General features: G+C 46.1%; 22 protein-coding genes. 12 read left to right on the top strand and 10 right to left on the bottom strand.

The window, feature by feature from the left end:
- Positions 1-202: 202 nt before the first annotated feature.
- Together PHH59_RS15295 and PHH59_RS15290 are read right to left on the bottom strand one after the other, a co-directional pair.
- Complete coding sequence (locus PHH59_RS15295; protein WP_300018150.1) at positions 203-652, bottom strand: NfeD family protein; 450 nt, start codon at positions 650-652, stop codon at positions 203-205.
- A 4-nt stretch (positions 653-656) separates the two neighbouring features.
- Positions 657-1,589 carry an SPFH domain-containing protein gene (locus PHH59_RS15290; RefSeq protein ID WP_300018148.1) on the bottom strand — a complete coding sequence of 311 codons (933 nt, stop codon included), beginning with the start codon at positions 1,587-1,589 and terminating at the stop codon, positions 657-659.
- 210 nt (positions 1,590-1,799) lie between these two features.
- Between PHH59_RS15290 and PHH59_RS15285 the strand changes: the two genes are divergently transcribed.
- The 3 genes from PHH59_RS15285 (at position 1,800) to PHH59_RS15275 (ending at position 3,879) form a co-directional block, all read left to right on the top strand.
- A complete protein-coding gene (locus PHH59_RS15285; RefSeq protein WP_300018146.1) occupies positions 1,800-2,090 on the top strand; it encodes a hypothetical protein in 291 nt (96 codons plus the stop codon).
- A gap of 95 nt (positions 2,091-2,185) precedes the next feature.
- On the top strand, positions 2,186-3,424 hold the full coding sequence (gene ispG, locus PHH59_RS15280; protein WP_300018144.1) for a flavodoxin-dependent (E)-4-hydroxy-3-methylbut-2-enyl-diphosphate synthase: 1,239 nt from the start codon (positions 2,186-2,188) through the stop codon (positions 3,422-3,424).
- 164 nt (positions 3,425-3,588) lie between these two features.
- Positions 3,589-3,879 carry a carboxypeptidase regulatory-like domain-containing protein gene (locus PHH59_RS15275; protein ID WP_300018141.1) on the top strand — a complete coding sequence of 97 codons (291 nt, stop codon included), beginning with the start codon at positions 3,589-3,591 and terminating at the stop codon, positions 3,877-3,879.
- Between the two features lie 170 nt (positions 3,880-4,049).
- Here the strand turns inward: PHH59_RS15275 and rapA are convergent, their stop codons facing one another.
- Genes rapA through PHH59_RS15260 form a run of 3 tightly spaced genes read right to left on the bottom strand, consistent with a single transcriptional unit; the run spans position 4,050 to position 8,641 of the window.
- Positions 4,050-6,890, bottom strand: coding sequence for an RNA polymerase-associated protein RapA (rapA, locus tag PHH59_RS15270; RefSeq protein ID WP_300018138.1), 2,841 nt, complete (start codon positions 6,888-6,890; stop codon positions 4,050-4,052).
- A gap of 60 nt (positions 6,891-6,950) precedes the next feature.
- Positions 6,951-7,715, bottom strand: a complete 765-nt coding sequence (locus tag PHH59_RS15265; RefSeq protein ID WP_300018135.1) for an ABC transporter permease — start codon at positions 7,713-7,715, stop codon at positions 6,951-6,953.
- Positions 7,712-8,641 (bottom strand): ABC transporter ATP-binding protein, encoded by a 930-nt coding sequence (locus PHH59_RS15260; RefSeq protein WP_300018132.1) that lies wholly within the window; start codon positions 8,639-8,641, stop codon positions 7,712-7,714. The genes PHH59_RS15265 and PHH59_RS15260 overlap by 4 nt, the downstream gene beginning before the upstream one ends.
- 380 nt (positions 8,642-9,021) lie before the next feature.
- On the opposite strand from PHH59_RS15260, the gene PHH59_RS15255 reads away from it, so the two are divergent.
- The 9 genes from PHH59_RS15255 to PHH59_RS15215 all read left to right on the top strand — a co-directional run bounded on the left by PHH59_RS15255 (position 9,022) and on the right by PHH59_RS15215 (position 19,903).
- On the top strand, positions 9,022-10,521 hold the full coding sequence (locus tag PHH59_RS15255; RefSeq protein ID WP_300018129.1) for a Ppx/GppA phosphatase family protein: 1,500 nt from the start codon (positions 9,022-9,024) through the stop codon (positions 10,519-10,521).
- Positions 10,522-10,526: 5 nt separating this feature from the next.
- A complete protein-coding gene (locus PHH59_RS15250; RefSeq protein WP_300018126.1) occupies positions 10,527-11,789 on the top strand; it encodes a hypothetical protein in 1,263 nt (420 codons plus the stop codon).
- A gap of 151 nt (positions 11,790-11,940) precedes the next feature.
- The gene (locus PHH59_RS15245) at positions 11,941-12,930 is read left to right on the top strand and encodes a polysaccharide deacetylase family protein (RefSeq protein ID WP_300018123.1); all 990 of its coding nucleotides are present in this window, start codon (positions 11,941-11,943) and stop codon (positions 12,928-12,930) included.
- A gap of 77 nt (positions 12,931-13,007) precedes the next feature.
- Positions 13,008-13,823 carry a class I SAM-dependent methyltransferase gene (locus PHH59_RS15240; RefSeq protein ID WP_300018120.1) on the top strand — a complete coding sequence of 272 codons (816 nt, stop codon included), beginning with the start codon at positions 13,008-13,010 and terminating at the stop codon, positions 13,821-13,823.
- A 3-nt stretch (positions 13,824-13,826) separates the two neighbouring features.
- Positions 13,827-15,098 carry a putative O-glycosylation ligase, exosortase A system-associated gene (locus tag PHH59_RS15235; protein WP_300018116.1) on the top strand — a complete coding sequence of 424 codons (1,272 nt, stop codon included), beginning with the start codon at positions 13,827-13,829 and terminating at the stop codon, positions 15,096-15,098.
- A gap of 5 nt (positions 15,099-15,103) precedes the next feature.
- Positions 15,104-16,582 carry a lipopolysaccharide biosynthesis protein gene (locus PHH59_RS15230; RefSeq protein ID WP_300018113.1) on the top strand — a complete coding sequence of 493 codons (1,479 nt, stop codon included), beginning with the start codon at positions 15,104-15,106 and terminating at the stop codon, positions 16,580-16,582.
- A gap of 353 nt (positions 16,583-16,935) precedes the next feature.
- Positions 16,936-18,039, top strand: coding sequence for a glycosyltransferase (locus PHH59_RS15225; RefSeq protein WP_300018110.1), 1,104 nt, complete (start codon positions 16,936-16,938; stop codon positions 18,037-18,039).
- An 8-nt stretch (positions 18,040-18,047) separates the two neighbouring features.
- Complete coding sequence (locus tag PHH59_RS15220) at positions 18,048-18,704, top strand: class I SAM-dependent methyltransferase (protein ID WP_300018107.1); 657 nt, start codon at positions 18,048-18,050, stop codon at positions 18,702-18,704.
- A 35-nt stretch (positions 18,705-18,739) separates the two neighbouring features.
- Complete coding sequence (locus PHH59_RS15215) at positions 18,740-19,903, top strand: glycosyltransferase family 4 protein (protein WP_300018104.1); 1,164 nt, start codon at positions 18,740-18,742, stop codon at positions 19,901-19,903.
- A 47-nt stretch (positions 19,904-19,950) separates the two neighbouring features.
- Here PHH59_RS15215 and PHH59_RS15210 read toward each other — a convergent pair whose 3' ends face one another.
- The 5 genes from PHH59_RS15210 to PHH59_RS15190 form a co-directional block, all read right to left on the bottom strand.
- A complete protein-coding gene (locus PHH59_RS15210) occupies positions 19,951-20,610 on the bottom strand; it encodes a tetratricopeptide repeat protein (protein WP_300018101.1) in 660 nt (219 codons plus the stop codon).
- Between the two features lie 490 nt (positions 20,611-21,100).
- Positions 21,101-22,375 carry a phosphoribosylamine--glycine ligase gene (gene purD / locus PHH59_RS15205; protein ID WP_300018098.1) on the bottom strand — a complete coding sequence of 425 codons (1,275 nt, stop codon included), beginning with the start codon at positions 22,373-22,375 and terminating at the stop codon, positions 21,101-21,103.
- A gap of 18 nt (positions 22,376-22,393) precedes the next feature.
- The gene (locus PHH59_RS15200; RefSeq protein WP_300018095.1) at positions 22,394-22,540 is read right to left on the bottom strand and encodes a PIN domain-containing protein; all 147 of its coding nucleotides are present in this window, start codon (positions 22,538-22,540) and stop codon (positions 22,394-22,396) included.
- A 237-nt stretch (positions 22,541-22,777) separates the two neighbouring features.
- Complete coding sequence (locus PHH59_RS15195) at positions 22,778-22,990, bottom strand: AbrB/MazE/SpoVT family DNA-binding domain-containing protein (protein ID WP_300018092.1); 213 nt, start codon at positions 22,988-22,990, stop codon at positions 22,778-22,780.
- Positions 22,984-23,214 carry an addiction module protein gene (locus PHH59_RS15190; protein WP_300018089.1) on the bottom strand — a complete coding sequence of 77 codons (231 nt, stop codon included), beginning with the start codon at positions 23,212-23,214 and terminating at the stop codon, positions 22,984-22,986. The genes PHH59_RS15195 and PHH59_RS15190 overlap by 7 nt, the downstream gene beginning before the upstream one ends.
- Positions 23,215-23,592 lie beyond the last annotated feature (378 nt).

The raw sequence follows: 23,592 nt of genomic DNA, 5'->3' as shown, positions 1-23,592 counted from the left end.
CCCGAACTCGGAAGTGAAACCGCTTAGCGCCGATGATAGTGTGGCGGTTTGCCATGCGAAAGTAGGGAATCGCCAAGCGCCAACCCCCAAAGCCCGCCCCACAATGGACGGGCTTTTTTTTGCCCGCCCGTTGGCGGCCCCACAGTGAGCCGGGGCTGGGTAAAAAGGCCGTTGGCTGCCCGAAACCCATCAAAACCGCCGATTATTCTTCGGTCACCCGGGTGACCGTGAAAACCGTGCCGTCGACCGCTGTCACCCTGACTTTTGAGTCGAGGCCACAGTCCTCTCCGCATACTTTCCATATTGAATCATCGACCTTTATTTTCCCCTGACCATTTTCTATCGCTTCGTATAGGTCAAAAATCCGACCGACATATTGTTCCCCTCGCCTGTTCAGCAAGGGCTTGTCAGATACTATCAAGGTCTTTTTGGCGAATATTTTCCAACTGGCTATCGCAATAATCGACAACAACGAAAAGACAAAAAGCTGCATGTCCATGTTGGTTGAAGGAACCAGCCATACCAGTATTCCAGTAATTAGGGCTGATGCTGACATCCACAAAAAAAAGAAGCCGGATACCAGCATTTCAACCACCAAAAAAATAACTGCCAGTACCCACCAATACCAAAAAACAAAGATAAATTCTTCCATAATGTCATTTACCGCCTTGAGTGCTTTTGTTCATTGCTTCTTTTGCCAATTCTCCGATACCGCCCAGTGCACCGATTACGCTGGAAGAATCCAAGGGCATAAAAATTAACTTGCTGTTGTTGGCGGAAGCTATGCCTTTTAAGGCTTCGATATACTTTTGGGCAACAAAATAATTGATTGCGTTGATGTCGCCTTTGCCGATAGCTTCTGAAACCATCAATGTCGCCCTTGCTTCGGCTTGGGCCAAACGTTCACGGGCGTCGGCATCACGGTAAGCGGCTTCTTTGCGGCCTTCCGCATCAAGAATGGCCGCCTGTTGAGCACCTTCTGCACGTAAGATTTCCGATTGTCTCAAGCCTTCAGCTTCGAGAATAGACGCGCGTTTTAAACGCTCGGCTTTCATTTGCCTTCCCATCGCTTCAACCAAATCTTTGGGTGGGGCGATGTCTTTAATTTCTATGCGCGTGGCCTTAATGCCCCACGGTGTGGTCGCATCATCGACGACTGTCAATAATCGGGCGTTAATATCGTCCCGACGTGACAGTAATTCATCCAGATCCATAGAACCCATCACGGTACGGATGTTGGTCATGACCAGATTGAGTATCGCCCAATCCAGTTTGCTGACTTCATAGGCCGCTTTGGCGGCATCCATTACCTGATAAAAAACTACCCCATCGACGGTGACCATGGCGTTGTCTTTGGTAATGACTTCTTGTGATGGAACATCCATAACCTGTTCCATCATAACCATCCTTCTGCCGACACGGTCAATAACGGGAAAAATTATATTAAGACCTGGAGTTAAGGTATTAGTGTATTTACCAAAACGTTCGACGGTATATTCCATTCCTTGCGGTACGGAAATTACGCTCATTAACACCAGTAAAACGGCAAATACCAATAACACCAAGACAAAAATACCAAAACCACTCATAAAGCCTCCAATTAAATAGTAAAAATTTTTGGGTACGATGAATCTTGTTAAACCAATGCACTAAAATAAATCATAGGCAACCCGGATTATAAATCATTCAGAAAATTGGCTTGTGAATGATTAGAATAGTCGCATTGCAAACCTCGTGTTGCAAAAAATCAAACACAGGTAATACTGTCTTCTTTAACTCTATGCTTAACAGGTAAAAAAATGATAACAGCCTCTTTCGACTTGGCCTTATGGACTATCCTTTTCTTTATAATCGGAATGATTAAGCCCAAGTGGCCTTTATTTTTCTTGAAAAAACCCGACAGGTTTTTAATTTTGGTGATTTCGACCGTCCTGGTAATGATTTCACTCACATTATGGGGGGAAGGCACCCGCCGCGAAAAAGAAGCTAAAGCACTTAAGACCGATACGCCAAAGAGCATCACTCCCCAAAGTGCGCCAGTGCCTGTACCCGATGCCGGAACTAAAGTGGAAAACAAAAAAGGAGGATAAAGCAATTAGACATCATATCCCTAATTCATCGCCTCAATTGCCACTATCGCGTATAATTTTGCAAATTCTGAAAATTTCTTGAGAAGATTTATCGTATGTCCATGAGCCTAAGAAAAATCACCCATCCTGTTATGGTTGGTAATGTCAAAGTGGGTGGCGGTGCGCCAATAGTCGTGCAATCGATGACCAATACCGACACTGCCGATATTCATGCCACCGTCAATCAAATCATTGAGTTGTCAACGGCAGGCTCGGAACTGGTGCGTATAACCGTCAATAGTGAAGAAGCTGCCAAAGCGGTGGCGGAAATCCGCAACCAGTTGGATCAAAAAGGTTATTTAGTCCCCATTGTTGGCGACTTTCATTTCAACGGTCATAAATTGCTGGAAAAATACCCGGATTGTGCCGCCGCTTTGGATAAATACCGTATCAACCCAGGCAATGTGGGGCGCGGTAAAAGTCGGGACCCGCAATTCCAGCAAATGATTGAATTTGCCTGCCAGTATGATAAACCGATCAGGATTGGCGTCAACGGGGGCAGTCTTGACCAAGCCGTTTTAACGCGGTTGTTGGATGAGAACCGCGCCTTAAGCAATCCCGAACCCTTGGCGGCGATTACCCGCAAGGCGATTGTTTTGTCCGCCCTGGAAAGCGCCGCAAAAGCCGAAGAACTGGGGCTTAGCAAAAATAAAATCATTTTGTCCTGCAAAATTAGTAACGTCCAAGAATTGATCGCCATTTATCGGGATTTATCGAGCCGCTGCGATTACGCCTTGCATTTGGGTTTGACTGAAGCAGGCATGGGCTCAAAAGGCATTGTGTCATCCGCCGCAGCCTTATCCGTATTGATGCAGCAAGGCATAGGCGACACCATCCGTATCTCCCTGACGCCTGAACCTGGCACGTCCCGAACCCAAGAAGTGATTGTTGGACAAGAAATTTTACAGACTATGGGTTTCCGTTCGTTTACGCCTATGGTCATCTCTTGCCCCGGTTGTGGACGCACCACCAGCGATTATTTCCAAAAACTCGCGATGGACATCCAGGGTTATTTGCGGGATCAAATGCCCGTCTGGCGCACCCAATATCCAGGCGTTGAAACAATGGAAGTGGCGGTGATGGGGTGTGTGGTCAATGGGCCAGGGGAAAGCAAAAGTGCCAATATCGGCATCAGTTTACCAGGTACGGGAGAAACCCCCGTCGCCCCTGTTTATGAAGATGGCGAAAAGACCGTGACGCTAAAAGGCGACCGGATTGCCGAAGAGTTTCAGGAAATTGTGCAACGGTATATTGAAAGCCATTACAGCGTAAAAGAAGGGATTCGTTCCAATTAATTGAATTTGTGGATTTTTGCACAAAAGCTTTGATGAAGATTGTGGGCTAAATAATTAAGTAGTTGAAATTATATGTAAAGTTTTGTAAACCTTTTAGTCCAAAGAAAATATTAGCCATAATCTATATTCATAATCCCAAAAAAGGAAAATTGCCGTGAAAAAAAATGTCTTCTTCAGTTGCCATCGTTGCCCTGTTAGCTTTAGTGGCAGGATGTTCTTCCATTCCAATTAATGGGGTTGTCCGTGATAAACCCACCGGAACCCCGATTTCTTCCGCCACAGTCACCATTGGCGAAAAAACCACCGCCACAGATGCGATGGGCAGTTATCATCTTGATATTTCAGGTACTAAAGATGCAATGATTGTCAACGCCCCAGGTTACTTCATTTATACAAAGACTATTGGCGAAGCAACCATTCATGATATTGACTTGGTTCCGCGTAAGGGCGAATAGTCCAAAGTGCTACAACAAGAACATGAACCCGGACACTTTCCAAGGCAAGGTGTTCGGGTTTAAATTTGTTCCTGTTCCGTTGATTGTAGAATGACCAAAATTGTTTTGGTTTTATGCAGTTTGTCAAAATTGGCTTTGAGTGGCCTCAGAGCAGGCATTATCCAGTTACATCAACTGGCAACCACAAACCTAACCGCATCCAGCCTTAATTGTGCCGCTTGAATGCTTTCATGTGCGAGCATGGTCAAGTCTTTCAATTGTTCAATCTCTTCGGCTTTGATGCTGGGATTGACGTTTTTCAGCCGGACCATACGTTTTATTTCCGCTGACAGCGATTCCAACATGCTTGCCGTGGCATCGGCAATCAATTGCTGCATCCTGACCCGTGCTTGTTCTTCCGCGCTATTTAGCAATTTGCTTAACGGGCCGCGCTGGTTGTTTAAGAACGCGGCAATTTTTAGTTTATCAAAGGCCTTGCCGGTTTCCGGCAACTGTTGATGCCCGATCACATCGGTCAAATCTTGTTGGTGCTGGTCTATCAATATCCGAATTGGCGTGTGGGGTAAGAAACGGCCTATTTGCAGCTCGGCAGGCGCACTGCATTCGACAATAAACAGGCATTCCAGCAAGAATTGTCCGGCACGCAAATCGCGGTGCTTAATGACGCTGACCACCGCATTGCCGGTTTCGCTGGATAAGATCAAATCCATCGCGGCAGTGACCATAGGATGTTCCCAGCTCAAAAACTGCATGTCTTCACGCGCCAACGCACACTCGCGCTTGACGGTGACGGTCATGCCATCTTCGTCCAAGTTGGGAAAATGGGCGATACGGAGATGGTCGCCAGGGCGGACGATGTAGCAATCAGGCGAATGGAATTCCGTTTCCACACCATAGCATTCGAATACGGCTTCCATATAAGGCCACAACAGGCCTTCTTTCTCATAGGTTTTAATTTGCTCGACCAGTTGTTGGGCTTCCTCTTTACGGAAAGAATTCAATTCCAGTAACTGGTCACGGCCATTATGCAGTTGTGCTTCAATGTCTTTGCCCAGGCTTTGGGTTTTGGCGATGAAGGCGTCAATCTGCACGTCATCGGCCTGTTCCAATAAGCCCGACAATTCATCTTGCAGCAAATCGGCAACGGGACGGGCGGCGGAGCAGTTGGCACGGAAGGCGTTCATGCCTTCGTCATACCAACGGTACAGCAATGCTTGTGCGGAGTTTTCCAGATACGGTATGTGGATTTGAATGACATGTTGCTGGCCGATACGGTCAAGACGGCCTATGCGTTGTTGCAATAAATCAGGGTTGGTCGGTAAATCCCAGAGGATCAGCTGATGGACAAACTGGAAATTGCGGCCTTCACTGCCGATTTCGGAACAGATCAACAAACGCGCGGCACTTTCCTGGTCGGCAAAATAAGCGGCGGCGCGGTCACGTTCGATAATCGACAGGCCTTCATGGAACACCGCCGAGGCAATGCCGGCGCGGTTCTTGAGGGTTTGTTCCAATTCAACCGCCATTTGTGGATGTTTGCAAATCAGCAGGGCTTTTTGGTTGCGTAGCGGGGAATCAGCCGAGGTCAATTTCCCAAGCAACCAAAGATAACGTGGGTCGTGTTGCAAATCGCTGGTGTTTTCTTGCCCGTTGAGCGCGTAAGCATAACGTTCACGCGCCGGGAAGCCTTGCACGGTTTGTCTGGAATTTCGGAACAGGATCCTTCCCGTGCCGTGATGGTCGAGCAATATTTTGATCAATTCAGCGCGGGCGGAAGTGGATTTTTCGGCGTCGTTGAGATTGTTCAACAAGCTGCCGACATGGTCTTCTTTAAGCAACGTCGCCAATAACTTAGCGTCTTCGTCAGCCAAGGGATTGCCAGACAGCAAAATTTTTGCCGTATTGGCAACGGGTTCAAATTGTTTTTCTTCGGCAAGAAAAGCGGCAAAGCTGTAAAAACGGTCAGGGTCCAGCAAGCGTAAGCGGGCGAAATGGCTTTCTTTGCCTAATTGTTCAGGTGTTGCCGTCAACAAGATCAGGCTGGGGGTGGTTAAAGCGAGTTGTTCGACAAACTGGTATTCGGGGCTGGCGGCTTGTTCGCTCCATTCCAGATGATGTGCTTCATCGACAATCACCATGTCCCAGCTTGCTTGCAAGGCCTGTTTTTGCCTTTGTGGATAACGGTCAAAAAATTGTTGGCTGCATAACACCAGTTGCTCGTTGACGAAAGGATTGCCGGCATTAGTCTGGGCGTTGGGTGTCTCCAGCGGAAAATCTTCATCCATGCCATCCTCACCTTGTTCCCCCAAGCAACGCGCTTCGTCAAACAGGCTGAAACGCAGGTTAAAGCGTCTGAGCATTTCGACTAGCCATTGGTGCAACAGGCTTTCGGGGACGATGATCAAAATTCGCTGGCTGAGCCCGTTAATCAAGCGGTGATGCAGGATTAAACCGGCCTCAATGGTTTTGCCCAAGCCCACTTCATCCGCCAGCATAATTCTGGGGGCGGTGCGGCTGGCGGATTCATGGGCAATAAACAATTGATGCGGGATCAATGAAGTGCGGCTGCCTAATAAACCTTTGACGGGGGCTTGCTGATGTTGCTGCAATCTGCGCCAGGTTTCATAGCGCAGGGAAAACCAGTCATTCGGGTCAATCTGCCCGATGAACAAACGGTCTTGTGGTTTGTTGAATTGGATCCGGTGGTTTAGCTCCACTTCGTCGAGCTTGATTTCATGGCCTTCGGCATTTATGCCCACATAAGTCATCAAGCCATTATTTTCAATGACTTGTGTTATGGTCAGTTTCTCTTCGTCCACCGATTCGATGCTGTCGCCGACCGAAAAAACCACCCGCGTCAAGGGGGCGTTGTCACGGGCATAAATGCGCCGTTCGTCAGAAGCCAGATAAAGCACGCTGATACGGTTAAAACTGGCGTCAAGGATTAGGCCCAGCCCCAATTCTGATTCGGTGTTGCTGATCCAGCGCTGTCCGGGTAAAAATTCTTCCATTTAGTATTGTGTATAAAAAGTTAAAAAAGACCAATCAATTACTTGCCATTATGAGCCAGTTTACTGTTTGATTCCCGTGCCCTTGTGCAAAAGATATAAGCTGAACAGCGTCAACAGCACAACAAAACCGCCGGTCATCAGAAAAGACAATTGGATGTCAATGTCCGAAATTCCGATAAAGCCGTATCGGAAAGCATTGACCATGTACAGGATAGGGTTGCCCATGGAAATGCTTTGCCAAATGCCAGGCAGCATGCTGACTGAATAAAACACGCCGCCCAGGTAACTTAACGGGGTCAGCACAAAGTTAGGGATAATTGAAATATCATCAAAACTTTCGGCGAGCACGGCATTGATGAAACCCGCCAAGGCAAACAGGGTGGCGGTCAATATCGCCATCGACACGGTGATCAATAGACTGTGTATGGACAGATCGGCAAACAACATGGCGATCAATCCCACGACCACGCCGACCAGCAAGCCGCGCATGACGCCACCGCTGACATAGCCAGCCAAAATCACCCAATTCGGCACGGGCGCGACAATCAATTCTTCGATATTGCGCTGGAATTTGGTCGAATAAAATGAAGACACGACATTGGAATACGCATGGCTGATCACGGACATTAAAATGATGCCAGGGACAATATAGTCCATATAGCTGGCCCCGTTGATCGTGCCGATACGGTCGCCCATCAGTTTGCCGAAAATCAAAAAATACAAGGTCGTGGTGATCGCCGGTGGCAACAAGGTTTGCGGCCAGATGCGCACAAACCGGTAAATTTCTTTGACGACAAGCGTCCGAAACGGAATCAAATTATTCATGAGGAAGCCCTGCCTGTTTTTGAGTCAACCAAATCCATAAATAATTGTTCCAAGCGGTTGGTTTTATTTTTCAGGCTCAGCACTTGAATTTGCCGTTCGGACAATTGCTTGAACAGTTCGTTAAGGCCGCTTTCTTTGGGGACGGCAACATCAAGGATTTTGTCGCCGATCTGTTCAATCTTAAAGCCGTCCAACTCCGGCGCGGCAAGTAGCGGCTGGGCCAAATCCAGCACAAAATGGTCGACATTCAGACGTGCCAGCAAGCTTTTCATATCCGAATGTTCGACTATCCGTCCTTGGTCGATGATGGCGATATTTCGGCACAGGCTTTCGGCTTCTTCCAGATAATGCGTGGTCAAAATGATGGTCGTGCCTTGTTGGTTGACCTCTTCCATCATTTTCCACATGGAGCGGCGAATTTCAATGTCCACCCCGGCGGTCGGTTCATCCAAAATCAGCAGCTTGGGGGCGTGGACCATAGCGCGGGCAATCATCACGCGGCGTTTCATACCACCGGACAAGCGCCGCGAGATGGTGTCGCGTTTGTCCCATAAATCCATTTGCTTAAGGCATTGCTCGGTGCGTTGCATCGCCAGTTTTCGAGGGGTTCCATAATAACCGGCCTGATTGAGCAAAATGCTTTTGACGGTATCGAATTGGTTGAAATTTATTTCCTGCGGCACCAGGCCGATGCAGCTTTTGGCTTTGGATCGTTCTTTAAATAAATCATGGCCAAAAATGCTGACTGAACCGCTACTGGCATTGACCAGCGAGCTGATGATGCCTATTGCTGTAGATTTTCCCGCCCCATTCGGGCCAAGCAAGGCAAAAAAATCGCCCGTTTCCACATCCAGGTCTATGCCTTTCAAGGCTTCAAAACCATTGCGATAGGTTTTTTTAAGATTATGAATAGATAATGCTTTCATCAATGGGCTTTATTTTTGATTTTCTGATTTTCTGATTTTCTGATTTTGGGCAAGGTGTCCCAAGGCAAGATGATAAAACTAACACTTAACGGAAACGGGTAAATAAGTTAAATTAACCTGCGTATTGGTCGTTTCAAAAGTGCTTGCATAAAAGAGGTGAAAATCCTCACTCAAATCATTTCGGCAAGCATTTTTGAAACGATTAATAACCTATTGAATAGGCGTATGTGTGTCCAATTTGTTCTTGCACAGTACACTCGATACTCCTGTGCAAGAACAAATTCGACATACATACATGAAAATGGCCGTAGAAACAGATGGCTTAAACTCAACGATTTTATCAGAAATAAATAAGCTCCGTAGACAAAACTGGAAACCCTGTGCAAAAGAAACCACCTGAAATTGTTGCTGCTGTAGACTTGGGTTCTAACAGTTTTCACATGCTTGTTTGCAGTTTAAGCAACGGCAAACTCATCACTTTAGACCAATTGAAAGAAATGGTCAGGCTGGCATCAGGATTGGATAAAGACAATGTCCTTGATCTGCCTACGCAATTCAGGGCTTTGGCGTGTTTGGAACGTTTTGGGCAGCGCATCCGCAATTTTCCGCCGGAAAGTGTGCGTATTGTCGGCACCAATACCTTGCGCGCCGCCAAAAACGCCCCGCAATTTATCGCCCAAGCGGAAAAAGCCTTAAACCATCCTATCCACATCATCTCCGGCATAGAAGAAGCGCGTTTGATTTATCAAGGGGTTGCCTTCAGTCTGGGGACTCATGGCGATTTACGCCTGGTCATGGATATTGGTGGTGGCAGCACCGAATACATTATCGGCAGTGGTGAGAACCCGCTCAACAAAGAAAGCCTGCACATGGGGTGTGTGTCGGTCAGCAACTGGTTTTTTCCGGGCGGTAAACTGTCCAAAGAGGCTTTCACCAAAGCCGTGGTGTTCGCCCAGCAGCAACTGGAACCTATCGAAACCAAATTCCAAAGCAATAATTGGGATGAGGCGGTGGGCGCATCCGGCAGTTTGAAGGCGATTGCCAATGTCTTGGCGGCAAAAAACTGGAGCAATAACGGCATTACCCGCACCGGGTTGGATTTGCTGGTCAACCATGTGAACCAATGTACGCATATCAACGAGCTTAACTTACCAGAGTTGGACGATGAGCGTCTGCCGGTGTTTGTTGGCGGCCTTGCCATTGCCTATGCGACGTTCAAGAGCTTGAATATCGTGCAGATGACCGTCTCCGATGGTGCGCTTAGGGAAGGGTTGATCCAGGATTTATTAGGGCGCATCTATGACCACGATATCCGTTCCGCAACGACGCAAAACCTGGTTGAGCGTTACCACACTGACCGCCAACATGCGGCGCGGATTAAGCAGACTGTCGAATACATTTTAGATAATGCCACCACACAACGGGCGTTTGTCAATGACGAAGATTGCCGGCAATTTATCAAATGGGCGGCAGATTTGCATGAAATTGGCCAGGACATTGCACACAGCCAATACCATAAACACAGTGCCTACATTATCGAAAACGGTGATTTAGCCGGTTTTTCCAAACAGGACCAGATTTTGCTGGCGACCATCATCCGCTCGCATCGGCGTAGATTTTCCTTTTCCCGCTTTTTAAATTTGCCTGCGCCTTGGAACCAATACGCGCCTTACCTCACCCTCATTTTAAGATTGGCCGTGCTGCTCAGGCGCAATCGCCATGACGAGAACCTGCCAGAATTTAAAATCAACCTGACTAAAAGCAAGATGGTGTTGAAATTTCCTGAAGGCTGGCTGGCACAATCTCCGCTAACCCATGCCGACTTGGCGCAGGAAGCCGGGTATCTCAAAGAAGCGGGCTTTATCCTGATGTTTTCCTGACCGGCATGATCAAGCATCTGCTCCGCATACCGGTTTATTGCCTGGGCATACTGCTGGCTATCTGCGTGGTCATTGTCTTGTTTGCTGTTAGTGACTATCCTGAGGTAAAACTAGGCTGGTCATTAAGCCATCAAGACATGCTACGCGCTAAAAATATCCTGCGCGAAGGTTCAAAAAACCGGCCTGACGAAATCAGCACCTTGGAACTCAGCAAGGAAGATCTCAATCTCGCCGCCAATTATTTATTGAACCGTTATAGTAAAAGCGCGGTGGAAATTTCCCTTAAACCTAACAAGCTTAAATTTATCGTCACTGCGACCTTGCCGGAAAACCGCTTGGGCAAATACCTGAACGTCACGCTCAGGCTAGGCAATGTCGATGGTCAGGAACTGCCCACGGTCACCAAATTTAAAGCTGGTAAATTATTGTTGCCCTCCGGGATGGCGGCGCATTTGCTTGACTACGGTATCAGGCATTCTGCGTTGAACAATTACTTTTTGCTCGCCACGCGCCAGATAAAATCCGTGAAAATAACGCCGGAAAAAATTGCGGTCACTTATTTTTCTGATATGCAAACCTTGGTCCAAGCCCGCCAATTGTTCTCGCCCGGTGCCGACAACACGGCTTTCAATGCGTATCAACGGAAATTGGCGGAAATTGTCGGGCAACACGATCCCCAATGGCGTTTGTCCCTTGCCGATTTGCTCAAGCCCTTGTTTGCCCTCGCCTACCAACGTTCCAACTTGCACAACGCCATTGAAGAAAATAAATTGGCGATTCTCGCGCTCAACGATTACGTCAATAAACAAACAACCGGACGTTTTTTTGCTTCCAACACGGTTAAGATGCCTTACTATGCGGTATTTATGTACAAAAGAGACGACTTGTCCCAGCATTTTATCGGTTCGGCCGCGCTCACGGCTTCGATGAATGGTCAAATATCCAAAGTGGTCGGCGAAGAAAAGGAGCTTAGCGACGCCGATGGCGGTAGTGGTTTCAGTTTTGTCGATTTGGCGGCGGACAAAGCCGGTATCCGCTTTGGCGAACTGGCCACTTCATCACCAGAAAATGCCCGCAAACTGCAAAAAGCCATTTCGGAAATAAAGGATTACCGCGATCTTATGCCTGATCCTACGGATTTACCCGAACACATGAACACCGCCGAGTTCAAAAACCGTTATCAATCAACTAGCAGCCCCGCTTACCAACGCTTATCGCAACTCATAGACGGACGTATTGCGGCAATCCCATTGTATAAGCCAAATTGACGGGCCAAGTGTCTGCAATGGTCAGCAATAGTCTGCTTCATGCAATCAAAAGCGGAAAACTTGCCGTCAAACGTTATAATGGGTTTGAACTCCGGGATATTATATCGCCCTGAACGACGCCAACTGTTCTTTTGCCAGTAGAAACCAGATCATGCAAGCATTTGTACTCCCATTTGTACTCAATGCCTTAAAGCCTTTTGCAAGCTTTGCATCCGGGGTGGGGGCGCAAAAAAAACTGTTCATCCTGATTTATCATCGGGTGCTTGACCAAGCTGATTTTATGCGTCCTGGTGAAGTGGATAAACAGGTGTTTGCTTGGCAAATGCAGTTGTTGGCCCGATATTTTACGGTGTTGCCGCTGGATGAAGCCGTGTCCCGTTTACAAAATGGCAGTTTGCCGCCCAGAGCCGTGACCATCACCTTTGATGATGGCTATGCGGACAACCTGCACAATGCCGTGCCCATCTTGAAACAGCATGGCTTGAGCGCGACATTTTTTATCGCGTCCGGTTATCTCGATGGCGGGCGCATGTGGAATGACAGCATTATCGAAGCGATCCGCCTGATGCCGCAAACCAGCCTGGATTTGAGCGGCATCGGGCTAGGCGAATTTGCCATAGCCTCACCAGCACAAAAAGCCGCAACCGCTAGTGCAATCCTAAAAAAATTAAAGCATTTGGAACCCGCGCAACGTTTGGCCCATACCCAATTTATTGCCGGATTGGTCAAGGGTTTGCCTGATAATTTGATGCTGACATCGGCGGAACTTAAAGCCTTGCATGGGCAAGGTATGGAAATCGGGGGGCATACGGTAAGCCATCCGATTTTGGCTAAACTGGATGACCAAGCCGCTATGGATGAAATTAACGCAAACAAAACCTTTTTGGAGCAATTGTTAAACACCACCATCCGTTATTTTGCGTATCCTAACGGCAAACTGGGCGAGGACTACCGGCTTGGGCAAGTCGGGCTGGTAAAAAACAGCCAGTATCAGGCCGCGCTATCAACCGAGCCTAGTGTGGCAAACCGTTCAAGCCCTATCTGGCAATTGCCAAGGTTTACCCCCTGGGATGCCACACCAATAAAGTTTATGCTTAGATTGATATGGATGTATCAGCAATCCCGTCCAAATACGCCGTGAATGGACTAAATCCATTTTATAGTCGCTAGGCACAACTTATAAAATTCCCCTAACAAAACTAAACTTGGCTTTTGACAATGAATACTGATGACAGTAACGCCCAGGACACTTTCGACCACGGCACACATAAGGAATTTGTCGATTACTACGCCAAGGAAAGTTTAAGCGATGCCAGCCTCAAGCGCATGGAAGGGATTTTTAACTGCATCAAGCGCAATCTTGCCAGCCGCAAGATCAAGCAAAAGCTGGTTATTGCCGATATTGGTTGTGGCGCAGGCGTGATGAGCACATTGTGGGCGCAGGAAGGGCATGATGTCCACGGTCTGGACGTCAATGAAGCACTCTTGGACTTGGCTAAACAACGGGCGCATGAAGCAGGTTTGACGATAGACTATTGTTTGGGTTCGGCGACGCATTTGCCTTGGGAAAATGAATCAATGGATGTTTGTATCGCCCCCGAACTTTTAGAACATGTCGTTGAGTGGGAAGCCTGCATTACAGAATTTACCAGGATATTGAAACCGAACGGCGTTTTGTATATCAGCACCGCCAATAAATTATGCCCGAAACAACAAGAGTTCAACCTGCCTTTTTATAGCTGGTATCCTGCCAAATTAAAACGCCATTTTGAAAACCTTGCCAGAACCACACGGCCAGATATTGCCGGTTATGCCACATATCCCGCCGTCAATTGGTTCAGTTTTTACCAATTGCGGGATGAATTCTTGAAATTAGGCATGGACTCTTATGACCGCTTCGACATCATGGATATTGACACGAAACCGGCTTATCAAAAAACCATCATAAAATTAATAAAACACAATGCCATCCTGCGATGGTTGGGGCATGTGGCGACCCCTGGCCTGCCGATGCTGGCGATAAAGAAGCCCTAATCAATGCGCGACCTATTTATCACCTTTGTCGTCCTTGCTGGTTGCGTCTATACGCTAAAAAAACCCTATATTGGTATCTTGCTTTGGTCATGGCTCAGTTATATGAACCCCCACCGCTTGGCGTATGGATTTGCTTACAATATGCCATTTGCACAAATTACCGCTTTGACCTTATTGGTTTCAATGGTTTTGTCAAAAGACACGCGCAAATTACCGGTCAATGGCTTGACCACAATCTGGATTGTGTTCGTTTTGTTTATGGGCTTGACTACGGTATTTGCCTATTTTCCAGATGCGGCCCAAACGCAATATTTAAGGATTGTTAAAATCCAGTTCATTGTGTTTTTAACCATGATGCTGATGACCGACCTTGAAAAAATACGGCAATTGATTTGGGTTATTGTCTTGTCCTTGGGCTATTTCAGCGTCAAAGGCGGGCTATTTACGCTATTGACCGGCGGTTCTTATCGGGTTTGGGGCCCGGAAAGCAGTTTTATTGAGGATAATAATAGCTTGGCAGTTGCCGTATTAATGACCATCCCATTAATGATTTATCTTTACCAATCTTCCCGGAAAAGCCTGATAAAAAAAGGCTTGCTCGTCGCCATTGTCCTTAGTTTGTTTACCGTATTGGGTAGCCAATCGCGGGGCGCGTTGCTTGCTATCGCTACTGTAGTGGCGTTCTTTTGGTTAAAAACGGATAAAAAAATGGTTTCTGGAATCCTTATCTTGATAATTTCAGGGACGATGTTGCTGTTTTTGCCCGAATCTTGGTTCCAAAGAATGGATACCATCCAAACTTACGACCAAGACGCTTCTGCAATGGGGCGTATAAATGCTTGGGAATACGCCTTCAATGCCGCCAACCACCAGTTGTTGGGCATGGGGCTTGACTCATGGAGCCTGGAAACTTTTTATTTGTACGCGCCTAATCCCAAAGATGTCCATGCCGCCCATAGCATTTATTTTAGTGTCTTGGCCGATCATGGTTGGATAGGTTTAATTTTATTCCTATCTATTTTCTTCATGACCTGGAGAAAATTGTCAAAAATAATCAAGGCCACCAGTAAAGACGATAATCTAAGTGAAATCAATAGCATGGCTAAAATGATCCAGGTGTCTTTACTGGCTTATTTTTCTGGCGGGGCTTTTTTGAGCCTATCCTATTTTGATTTGCCTTGGCATTTGGCAAGCTTGGTCGTGTTATTGGAAACCACCGTAACTCAACAAACCCCACCTAACCCCCTTCCCAAAACAGTCCCAACCCCAAACTAATCACTATGGACAACATCTCCAATAAAATGGCCAAGGGGGCGGCATGGATGGTCGCTTTTAAAATGGTCGAGCGCAGTATCGGGTTGGTCAGCACCATTATTTTGGTGCGTTTATTGGAACCAGGGGATTTTGGTTTGGTCGCCATGGCCAATGCTTTTTTAGGCTTATTGGTGTTGTTGACCAGTTTTAGTTTTGATGTTGCCTTAATCCAAAAATCCAATGCCGAACGCCACTTATATGACACCGCCTGGACGTTTAACGTTATCTTTGGGTTGTTGTTGGCACTGGCACTGGTTGTTGCCGCCATACCTGTGGCGCAATTTTATAACGAGGCGCGCCTGGAAAATATCCTTTATGTATTGGCAGTCAGCACTTTTCTGGGCGGCTTCGATAATATCGGCCCGGTGGCGTTTCGTAAAGATTTACAATTTCATAAAGAATTTTATTTTTTGCTCGCCAAAAAATTGGTGGGGTTTACCGTCTGTATGGTCTTGGCGTTTACCTTACGCAATTACTGGGCTTTAGTTTGTGGGGCGTCAGCCGGTAGGATTTTTGAAGTGCTGCTCAGTTATCGCGTACATCCTTACCGCCCCCGTTTTTGTCTGAGCGGACGCAAAGAACTGTTTGGTTTTTCGATGTGGTTGTTCGTTAATAACACCATCTTTTTTGCCTACCATCGCATGGCGGATTTTATTATCAGTAAGGTGGCTGGCAGCCATGCCCTTGGTGTTTATAGCATTGCTTACGAATTGTCCAATTTACCGACCACCGAATTGGTGGCACCGATCAATCGCGCGGTAATGCCTGGTTATGCCAAAATGGTCGATGATCCTGCCGCCCTCAGCCAAGGTTTTTTAAATGTATTATCGATGATTGCCTTATGTGCTATTCCGGCAGGTATCGGCATTGCGTTAGTCGCCGATTCAATGGTTGTTGTGGTGCTGGGGGATAAATGGCGGGAGTCTATTCCACTGATTCAAATTCTGGGGGTCTCCGGAGTATTTGTTGCCCTGCAAACTAATACCGGTTCTCTTTATATGGCTTTGGGTAAGCCTCATTTTTTAACGATGATTGCTTTAGTCCATCTTTTATTATTGTTCCTGCCGCTGTTAATCGTTTTGTTGGAGTGGCATGGTGTGACGGGTATAGCCGAAGCTTACTTGTACAGTAGCCTGGTCATTTGGCCGATTAATTTTTTTATTGTGGCGCGATTAATCAAACTGAGGTTTTTAGATTATCTTACCGTATTGTGGAGGCCTTTTCTGGCTTGTGCTTTAATGGTGGCAACAGTGACTTATACCAGAGGGTTTATAAATGACTATATAGCTAATATGGAAATCATTCGTTTGCCCATTGAAATAAGCTTAGGAGCGGTTACTTACATGTTGAGTATTTTGTTTTTGTGGTGGGCAAGCCGTTATCCTGATGGTGCTGAAAAATTTTTATTAAGCAAAATAAAAGGCTATATAACCGTTAATTGTTGAAAAAATTTTGGTAGTCCTGCAATCGGAATGATAATAGATTTGTCAATAAAATATTGCGATGACTGTACGCCTTGAAGTACGGGCATTCGACCCAATAAATCGGTAGGCTTGACTTTTTACAAATCATTCCGATTGCAGGACTACCAAAATTTTATTTTCTGCGAAAAGCCTTATTTTATGCGGATTGTAGTTTTCTCTCAAAGCCGCGTCGTTTAAGGCTTCCATAATTAACGGTGACATAGCCAAATAAAAATAAAACATTAAGATTCCCTTGGGGGCAATGTATGGAAAGAAAAATAAAATTATCCATAATATCCGTGAACTTATCGACTAATTGCACAAACAGGTGTTTGTTGTTGGCCAAAGCCTTAGAGAAAGATTATGAGATAGAGCTATTGGGCACGGCATTTGGGACGGGGACAAATTGGGGGAAAGGATTATGGCTTCCGCTTGAAAGTGAAAATTTGGAAATTAAGCAGGTACCTGGTGATTATTTTCCGGGTTATTTTGCCAGCATGGCTAAATTGATAAGCCAAATTACAGGCGATGTGGTTATTGCTTGCAAACCAAGATTGCCAAGCTATGGCATTGCTTTAGTCAACCGTTTGATAAAAAAAACACCTATTATCCTTGATGTCGATGATGACGAAATTGCCCAGACTTTACCCGGAAAAAAAGTCAAATTTCATAATTTTATTAGACATCCTAATGGTTACTGGGCAACAAGGTTAATGAATGTGTTTAGGCATTCGGCAGATGCCACATTTTGTGTTTCCAGCTATTTTCAAAGCAGATACGGTGGGGTTATTGTTCCGCATGGCCGGGAAGTTAATGGGCTGAAGCCTGGCATGTACAAAAGGGAAGATGTTGTTAATGATCTAGGAATTGATCCATCGAAAAAAACCATTGGCTTTATTGGCACTCCGCAAGCAGCTAAAGGTGTCCATAAAGTCCTTGAAGCGATCAATAAATTGAACAGAAAAGATGTGTTGTTCGTAATAGTCGGAGGGGATATATCAGAGCCTTATTTATCTGGATTATTAGCTGAATATCCAAACACCCTTATGGTCATTGGGCCGCAACCATTGGCAAAAATAGCCTACTACTACGCTGCAATAGATATAATTGTGTTACCTCAGGAAAATGTCAGCGTTAGTCTAGGGCAAATGCCTGCAAAACTTACCGATGCCATGGCGATGGCAAAACCTATTATCGCTTCGAGGATAGCAGACATTCCCCATTATATCCAAGATTGTGGCTTATTGATTGAGCCAGGAAGCGTCGATGAACTTGCGGATGCCATTCAGTGGCTTCTCAACCATCCCGATGAAGCAACATCAATGGGCTTAAAAGCAAGAAAAGCATTCGAGGAAAAAATGACCACCGATGTGATGTTAGCCACGATGAAAAAAGAAATTAATCGATGCCTAAGTGTATCGAATTATCCCAATAATTAGGACATATTATGTTAGCTGATTCCTATAACGACAAAATAAGCAAAGGCTATTTTTCAAATCCCAGAAAAGAAATGCTCCCTTTTTTACCCAAAAAATGCCATCGCCTACTAGATGTCGGGTGTGGAGGAGGGGATTTTGGTGCACTGGTCAAAAGGGAAAAAAATGCTGAAGTTTGGGGTGTCGATTTGAGTACCCGTGCCATTGAACGGGCTAGGGACAATCTCGACCATGCAATTTTAGGGGAATTTTCACCTTCCATCGCATTGCCTGATGCTTACTTTGATGTGATTACGTTTAATGACAGTCTTGAACATTTTCCAGATCCGATGCCCGCACTGCAACTATGCAAAACAAAATTGGCACCTGGCGGTTGTATTATTTGCTCATTGCCCAATGTCCGCTATATCGACAATGTCATTCATTTTCTTATTGATATGGATTGGAAATACGAAGATTCTGGGATATTGGATTACACACATTTAAGATTTTTCACAAAAAAAAGTATGGAACGATGGTTTATTGACGCTGGCTATAAGGTTGAGTCTATTACTGGGATCAATCCACATTACTGGTCAGGCAAAAAAATATTTTTATTGCGCTTGTTTTTTGGGAAGTATGTAGAAGACATGAAGTATCTTAATTATGTGGTTATCGCAAGGCCATAATATTTGATGTCCCCTAACTTTAAATTCTATAAATAATGTCTAAAAAATGGCTGTTTATTTTACCTTGGGAGCCAAACTTCGCCGGCGGGGTCAATCATGTTGTCTTCAATCTGATCAATAAATTGGAAACAAATGAAGCCATAAAGCCGGAACTACTCATTGCCCAAAAATCCGGTCTATTTGGGCTTGCCAAAACCCCCGTGCATTATTCTTTACTCGCGAATCCTAGTTGGAACCCAGGAATTTTGGGGTTGGCAATTTATTTAATCAAATCACCATTATTGCTTTACAAATTACATCGCCTAATCGCTTCCAATACTGAGTGTGTCAACCTCCATTATGTTACGTTGGATGCCATCAACTTTGTTTTTCTAAAAAAACTAGGTTTGTTTAAAGGGAAAATCATCTTGTCTTTTCACGGCAGTGATCTACTGCCGTTGAAAAAATCAGCGGGTATTGAAAAATGGCTATGGCATTATGTGTTCAGAAACGTTGATTTTATGGTCAGTTGTTCAAGGCGTTTGTCAGAAGAGCTTTCCGAATATATCAACAACCCTCGTTTAGCCAATAAAATTAAAACAATACATAATGGAGTCGATATTGGGCAACTGGAAACGGCTTTAGTAGATGCTAGAAAATCACCGCCGGATATAAGCAAAGATTCAAAAATTATTCTGAATGTAGGCACATTTCAGTTTATAAAAGGCCAAGATGTCCTCATAAAAGCTTTTGCCAAATTAAAGCTTCATCACAAACACTTAAAGTTAATTTTAATTGGCTTTGTCAACGACCATCTTGAGCATTGCGAACGCTTAACTAGTGAATTAAATTGCAAAAATGACGTTGTTTTTATTAAAAATTTGGCTCATGAATCAGTCTTGGATTATTTCCAAGAAGCCGACATTTTTTGCTTACCATCTCGTCGTGAAGCATTTGGTATAGTTTTACTAGAAGCAGGCTACTATTCCTGTCCTGTTGTTGCGTCAAATGTGGGTGGCATCCCCGAAATTATAGATCACGGCGAAAATGGCTATCTGGTGCCGCCAGATAATGTTGATGAACTGGCAAATGCGATTGGCTATTTGCTTGAAGACAGCCACTTGGCTAAACAAATGGGCAAGCGGCTTAATGAAAAAGTAAGGAAAAATTTTACTTGGGACAACGCTTGTTCTGCCTATCTGGAGCTATTATCCGGTTGATGTCCCGCTACTTAACGTTAATCGGCAACAGGTCAGATTACATGGCGTTATTCCTTCCAAGCCCCCAGTTTCTCCAGTTTTTGTTTTAAAGCATTAGGTGTTTTAGCGTCTTGCTGATAAGCAATTTTGGCGTATTTGACCGCCTCTTCATAGCGTTTGAGGTCGATCAACAAAAAACTGAACGAATAGGCAACCTTGGCATTTTTAGGGTCTATCGCCAAGGCTTTTTGGTAATATTTCGCGGCCTCATCCGTATGTCCGGTTTTTCGTAGATAGTGTCCAAATAACGAGTAACTCCCAACATCTTCGGGGCTAAAACGAATGGCGCGTTGTAAATAACATTCGGGTGGCGTGGATAGCTTGCCAGGGGTTATTTTTTTATTGATGTTGAGTTGGTATTTGATGATGCTGAGCAGGGCGCGATGGTGGTTGGGCCAAGCACGGAGGGTGTAGTTTAGGTCGCCTTCCAAAGTGCTGCTTTTACCGTTGAGTAAATTTTCCACCTCTGGCGTAAAATGCGCCCCTTCTACGATATGTAATTGCTCATCTAAACCGGCACGGTGGCTATAATCATAAGGCCCAAAGCCTTGTCCCCCGCCATTGCAAGGCAAACCTTCCAAAGTCGCCCCGACCCAAGGCGCGGAATTTCCCCATGACTTTATGGCAATAAGCATAAGTGCAATAAAGAGTAATTTCTTAAATTTCATTTCAATATTCCCCCAAAACCGAAGACCTCAACGGTGACAGAGTTTATAGCGATATGCACTCTGGTGCAACGCTGGCAATCGTTGGTTTGCGGCTAACTGCCGCCCTGAAGCAGGCGGCCTAGTGGCGGGTATTTGTGTTGGTGCCTATGATTTTTTCAGGTAGTGCGGAAGCAGTGCAATATCTACGCTAACCCAATGGGTTGCCGATTAAGGTCAATGGCGAGGTTTATTTGGTTATTCAGTCCATCAGACAGATAGGGATTATGTTCAATTATTCAACAACCAGTCATTAGGCGGGGCAGGAAAATGCTTGATTTGCCATTAATGCAGGGCAGGGCTTCCAGATTTATAAAATCCGGGGGCGGGGTTTTGAAACCCCGTCCTTAAGGTTTCAAAATCGCTATAGGTACTAAAAACGTTACGGAACGGGTAACAAACCCGTTCCAGCTCGCGTTATTCTATAAATGTTAAAAAAGTTATGAACCCCTACTTATTTAATGGCTTTGAAGCCAATGTCCGTACGGTAATAAATCCCGTTCCAATTTATCTTGCCAGCCAGTTCATAAGCCTTGCGTTGTGCCGTGGCAATATTATCGCCCAAGGCGCAAGCGCATAAGACCCGCCCACCGGCTGTGACAATATCATCGCCGACTTGCGCGGTGCCGGCATGGAAGATTTTGCAATCGTCGCTGTCATCCGCCGCCAAACCGGAAATGATTACGCCTTTTTGATACGCATCAGGATAACCGCCCGACGCCAACACCACGCCTAAGGCGGCGCGGTCATCCCACTCGCTGGTGGTTTTATCCAATTCGCCCGCCAACGCCGCCAAGCACAACTCCACCAAATCGGATTTTAACCGCATCATAATCGGCTGGGTTTCAGGATCGCCGAAGCGGCAGTTGAATTCCAACACTTTAATCGCGCCGTTTGGTGAGATCATCAAACCGGCGTACAAAAAGCCCGTGTACGGAATGCCATCCGCCGCCATGCCGTCCAGCGTGGGCATGATGACTTCGCGCATAGTGCGTTCGTGGACTTCTGGCGTGACTACAGGCGCGGGCGAATACGCGCCCATGCCGCCCGTGTTCGGGCCTTTGTCGCCGTTATCGCGGGCTTTGTGGTCTTGCGAGGTTGCCATTGCCAAGGCGTGTTTGCCATCGGCGATGACGATAAAACTGGCTTCTTCGCCGACTAGAAATTCCTCGACCACCACGCGATGCCCCGCTTCGCCAAAAGCATTGCCCGCGAGCATGTCTTCCACAGCAGCAATGGCTTCTTGTTCGGTTTGCGCGACAATCACGCCTTTGCCTGCCGCCAAGCCATCGGCTTTAACGACAATAGGTGCGCCTTGTTGTTTGATGTAAGCAATGGCTAAGTCTTTGTCGGTGAAGCTTTGGTAAGCGGCGGTCGGGATGCCGTGGCGGCTTAAGAAATCTTTACAAAATGACTTTGAGCCTTCCAATTGCGCCGCCTGTGCGGTCGGGCCAAAGCACTTGAGCCCAGCGGCTTGGAATTGGTCAACAATGCCCAACACCAACGGCACTTCGGGGCCGACGATGGTCAAGCCGATGGCGTTGTCTTGGGCAAACACCAGCAACGCCGGAATGTTATCGACCGCAATGGCGACGTTTTCGATGCCAGGTTCTGAAGCCGTGCCGGGGTTGCCGGGCGCGACAAAGACTTTAGTTACATTAGGTGATAGTCTGGCTTTCCAAGCAAGGGCATGTTCGCGCCCGCCGCTGCCGACGATGAGGATGTTCATGGTTTAGGTTCTCAAAGGTTAAATAGCCGTCTGTTTTTTGGAAAAATAACGGACGTTAGGAAGGTTTTCAAAATGGTCGTCAGCCGTAACAAGCCCAGCATTTTCTTGCTCGGCGGTTGCGTAAATGATGGCATCGGCAAAGCTTAAGCGATAGTGTTGTGACAATGCCGAAGTCCGTAGCGCCAGTGCTTGGGTAAAGGCAACAATGCTTGCCTGTTGGGTATAAGCAATGAATTTCTAAAGCCATTGCTTCAGATCGTTCCCGACAAATCCATTTATGCAGTTCATATAGGATGGTAGTAGGTATGATTAACCGTTCAGGTTTGAGCAAATACGGTTCAAATTCACTCGCCAAAACGCCGTCGGTCAACCATTCTATCCAACCGCAAGTGTCAACGATGATCATATCCTGTCGCTACGGTCTCGAATGTTGTCGGCATTTGCACCTTTTAAAATGCCGCGTAAGGATTTTGGCATGGCTTGTTGCGGAACTAACGCGATGAAATCCTCTTTCAAGACAACATTAAACGTTTGTCCGGCTTGTAAATGCAGGGAATCGACAATTTCTTTAGGAATCACAACTTGGTTTTGGTTTGAAAGCGTTGCTTCTAACATGATTTTAACTCCTGAATAGCGGCGGTTTTCACTTCTTGCCAAGATAGTACATCATTTGGATTGGCGAGATAATCCTCAAGCCTGCGGCCCAGTTCCGCACGTTGCGATTCAGTCAGTGGTGGTGTGGCATCATGGCTGGCAATGTTGTCCCAGATGGCTTCAACCAGCTCTATTTGTTCGTTAATGTTGAGGTTTTTCGCTTGTTGTAAGAGTTGGGTGTTCATTGTTTTTACTCCAGTAAACCGTATTTCATAACTAATCATGCCGCAAGAAAGCTGTAAATGTAGGTTGGGTTAGCGATAGCGTAACCCAACAGCGTAGCGGTGTGCCGCTCCGAAGTGTTGGGTTACGGCTATCGCCTAACCCAACCTACGGAAAATATTTTATATGGGGCAATAATTCTTTAACCAGTTTTTCGTAACCATTCATACCGCAACAGGTGGTTGGAAAAACGACACATGCGTTCCGGCTTTGGCGTGTAATACCAATCCCAACAAGTTTTCATATTTAAAGCATAGGATTATACTTGAGCTTTAAAGTAAAGACTAAAGAAAGGAGGCCGCCATCTCACGCCCAAAACAATTCCCCTTATCGCTCCAGGC

This window comes from Methylovulum sp. (genome assembly GCF_028687615.1).
GTDB lineage: Bacteria > Pseudomonadota > Gammaproteobacteria > Methylococcales > Methylomonadaceae > Methylovulum.
The sequence above is the reverse complement of the archived record's forward strand: the minus strand, read 5'-3'. Positions and strand labels throughout refer to the sequence as shown.

Excerpts from the sequence above, each read along its gene's own strand:
- PHH59_RS15245 (WP_300018123.1), top strand. The coding sequence starts at position 11,941 with ATGCAAGCATTTGTACTCCCATTTGTACTCAATGCCTTAAAGCCTTTT.
- PHH59_RS15230 (WP_300018113.1), top strand. The coding sequence starts at position 15,104 with ATGGACAACATCTCCAATAAAATGGCCAAGGGGGCGGCATGGATGGTC.
- PHH59_RS15275 (WP_300018141.1), top strand. The coding sequence starts at position 3,589 with ATGTCTTCTTCAGTTGCCATCGTTGCCCTGTTAGCTTTAGTGGCAGGA.
- PHH59_RS15260 (WP_300018132.1), bottom strand. The coding sequence starts at position 8,641 with ATGAAAGCATTATCTATTCATAATCTTAAAAAAACCTATCGCAATGGT.
- PHH59_RS15285 (WP_300018146.1), top strand. The coding sequence starts at position 1,800 with ATGATAACAGCCTCTTTCGACTTGGCCTTATGGACTATCCTTTTCTTT.
- PHH59_RS15220 (WP_300018107.1), top strand. The coding sequence starts at position 18,048 with ATGTTAGCTGATTCCTATAACGACAAAATAAGCAAAGGCTATTTTTCA.
- rapA (WP_300018138.1), bottom strand. The coding sequence starts at position 6,890 with ATGGAAGAATTTTTACCCGGACAGCGCTGGATCAGCAACACCGAATCA.
- ispG (WP_300018144.1), top strand. The coding sequence starts at position 2,186 with ATGTCCATGAGCCTAAGAAAAATCACCCATCCTGTTATGGTTGGTAAT.
- PHH59_RS15190 (WP_300018089.1), bottom strand. The coding sequence starts at position 23,214 with ATGAACACCCAACTCTTACAACAAGCGAAAAACCTCAACATTAACGAA.
- PHH59_RS15295 (WP_300018150.1), bottom strand. The coding sequence starts at position 652 with ATGGAAGAATTTATCTTTGTTTTTTGGTATTGGTGGGTACTGGCAGTT.
- PHH59_RS15195 (WP_300018092.1), bottom strand. The coding sequence starts at position 22,990 with ATGTTAGAAGCAACGCTTTCAAACCAAAACCAAGTTGTGATTCCTAAA.
- purD (WP_300018098.1), bottom strand. The coding sequence starts at position 22,375 with ATGAACATCCTCATCGTCGGCAGCGGCGGGCGCGAACATGCCCTTGCT.
- PHH59_RS15265 (WP_300018135.1), bottom strand. The coding sequence starts at position 7,715 with ATGAATAATTTGATTCCGTTTCGGACGCTTGTCGTCAAAGAAATTTAC.
- PHH59_RS15235 (WP_300018116.1), top strand. The coding sequence starts at position 13,827 with ATGCGCGACCTATTTATCACCTTTGTCGTCCTTGCTGGTTGCGTCTAT.
- PHH59_RS15250 (WP_300018126.1), top strand. The coding sequence starts at position 10,527 with ATGATCAAGCATCTGCTCCGCATACCGGTTTATTGCCTGGGCATACTG.
- PHH59_RS15210 (WP_300018101.1), bottom strand. The coding sequence starts at position 20,610 with ATGAAATTTAAGAAATTACTCTTTATTGCACTTATGCTTATTGCCATA.
- PHH59_RS15290 (WP_300018148.1), bottom strand. The coding sequence starts at position 1,589 with ATGAGTGGTTTTGGTATTTTTGTCTTGGTGTTATTGGTATTTGCCGTT.
- PHH59_RS15240 (WP_300018120.1), top strand. The coding sequence starts at position 13,008 with ATGAATACTGATGACAGTAACGCCCAGGACACTTTCGACCACGGCACA.
- PHH59_RS15215 (WP_300018104.1), top strand. The coding sequence starts at position 18,740 with ATGTCTAAAAAATGGCTGTTTATTTTACCTTGGGAGCCAAACTTCGCC.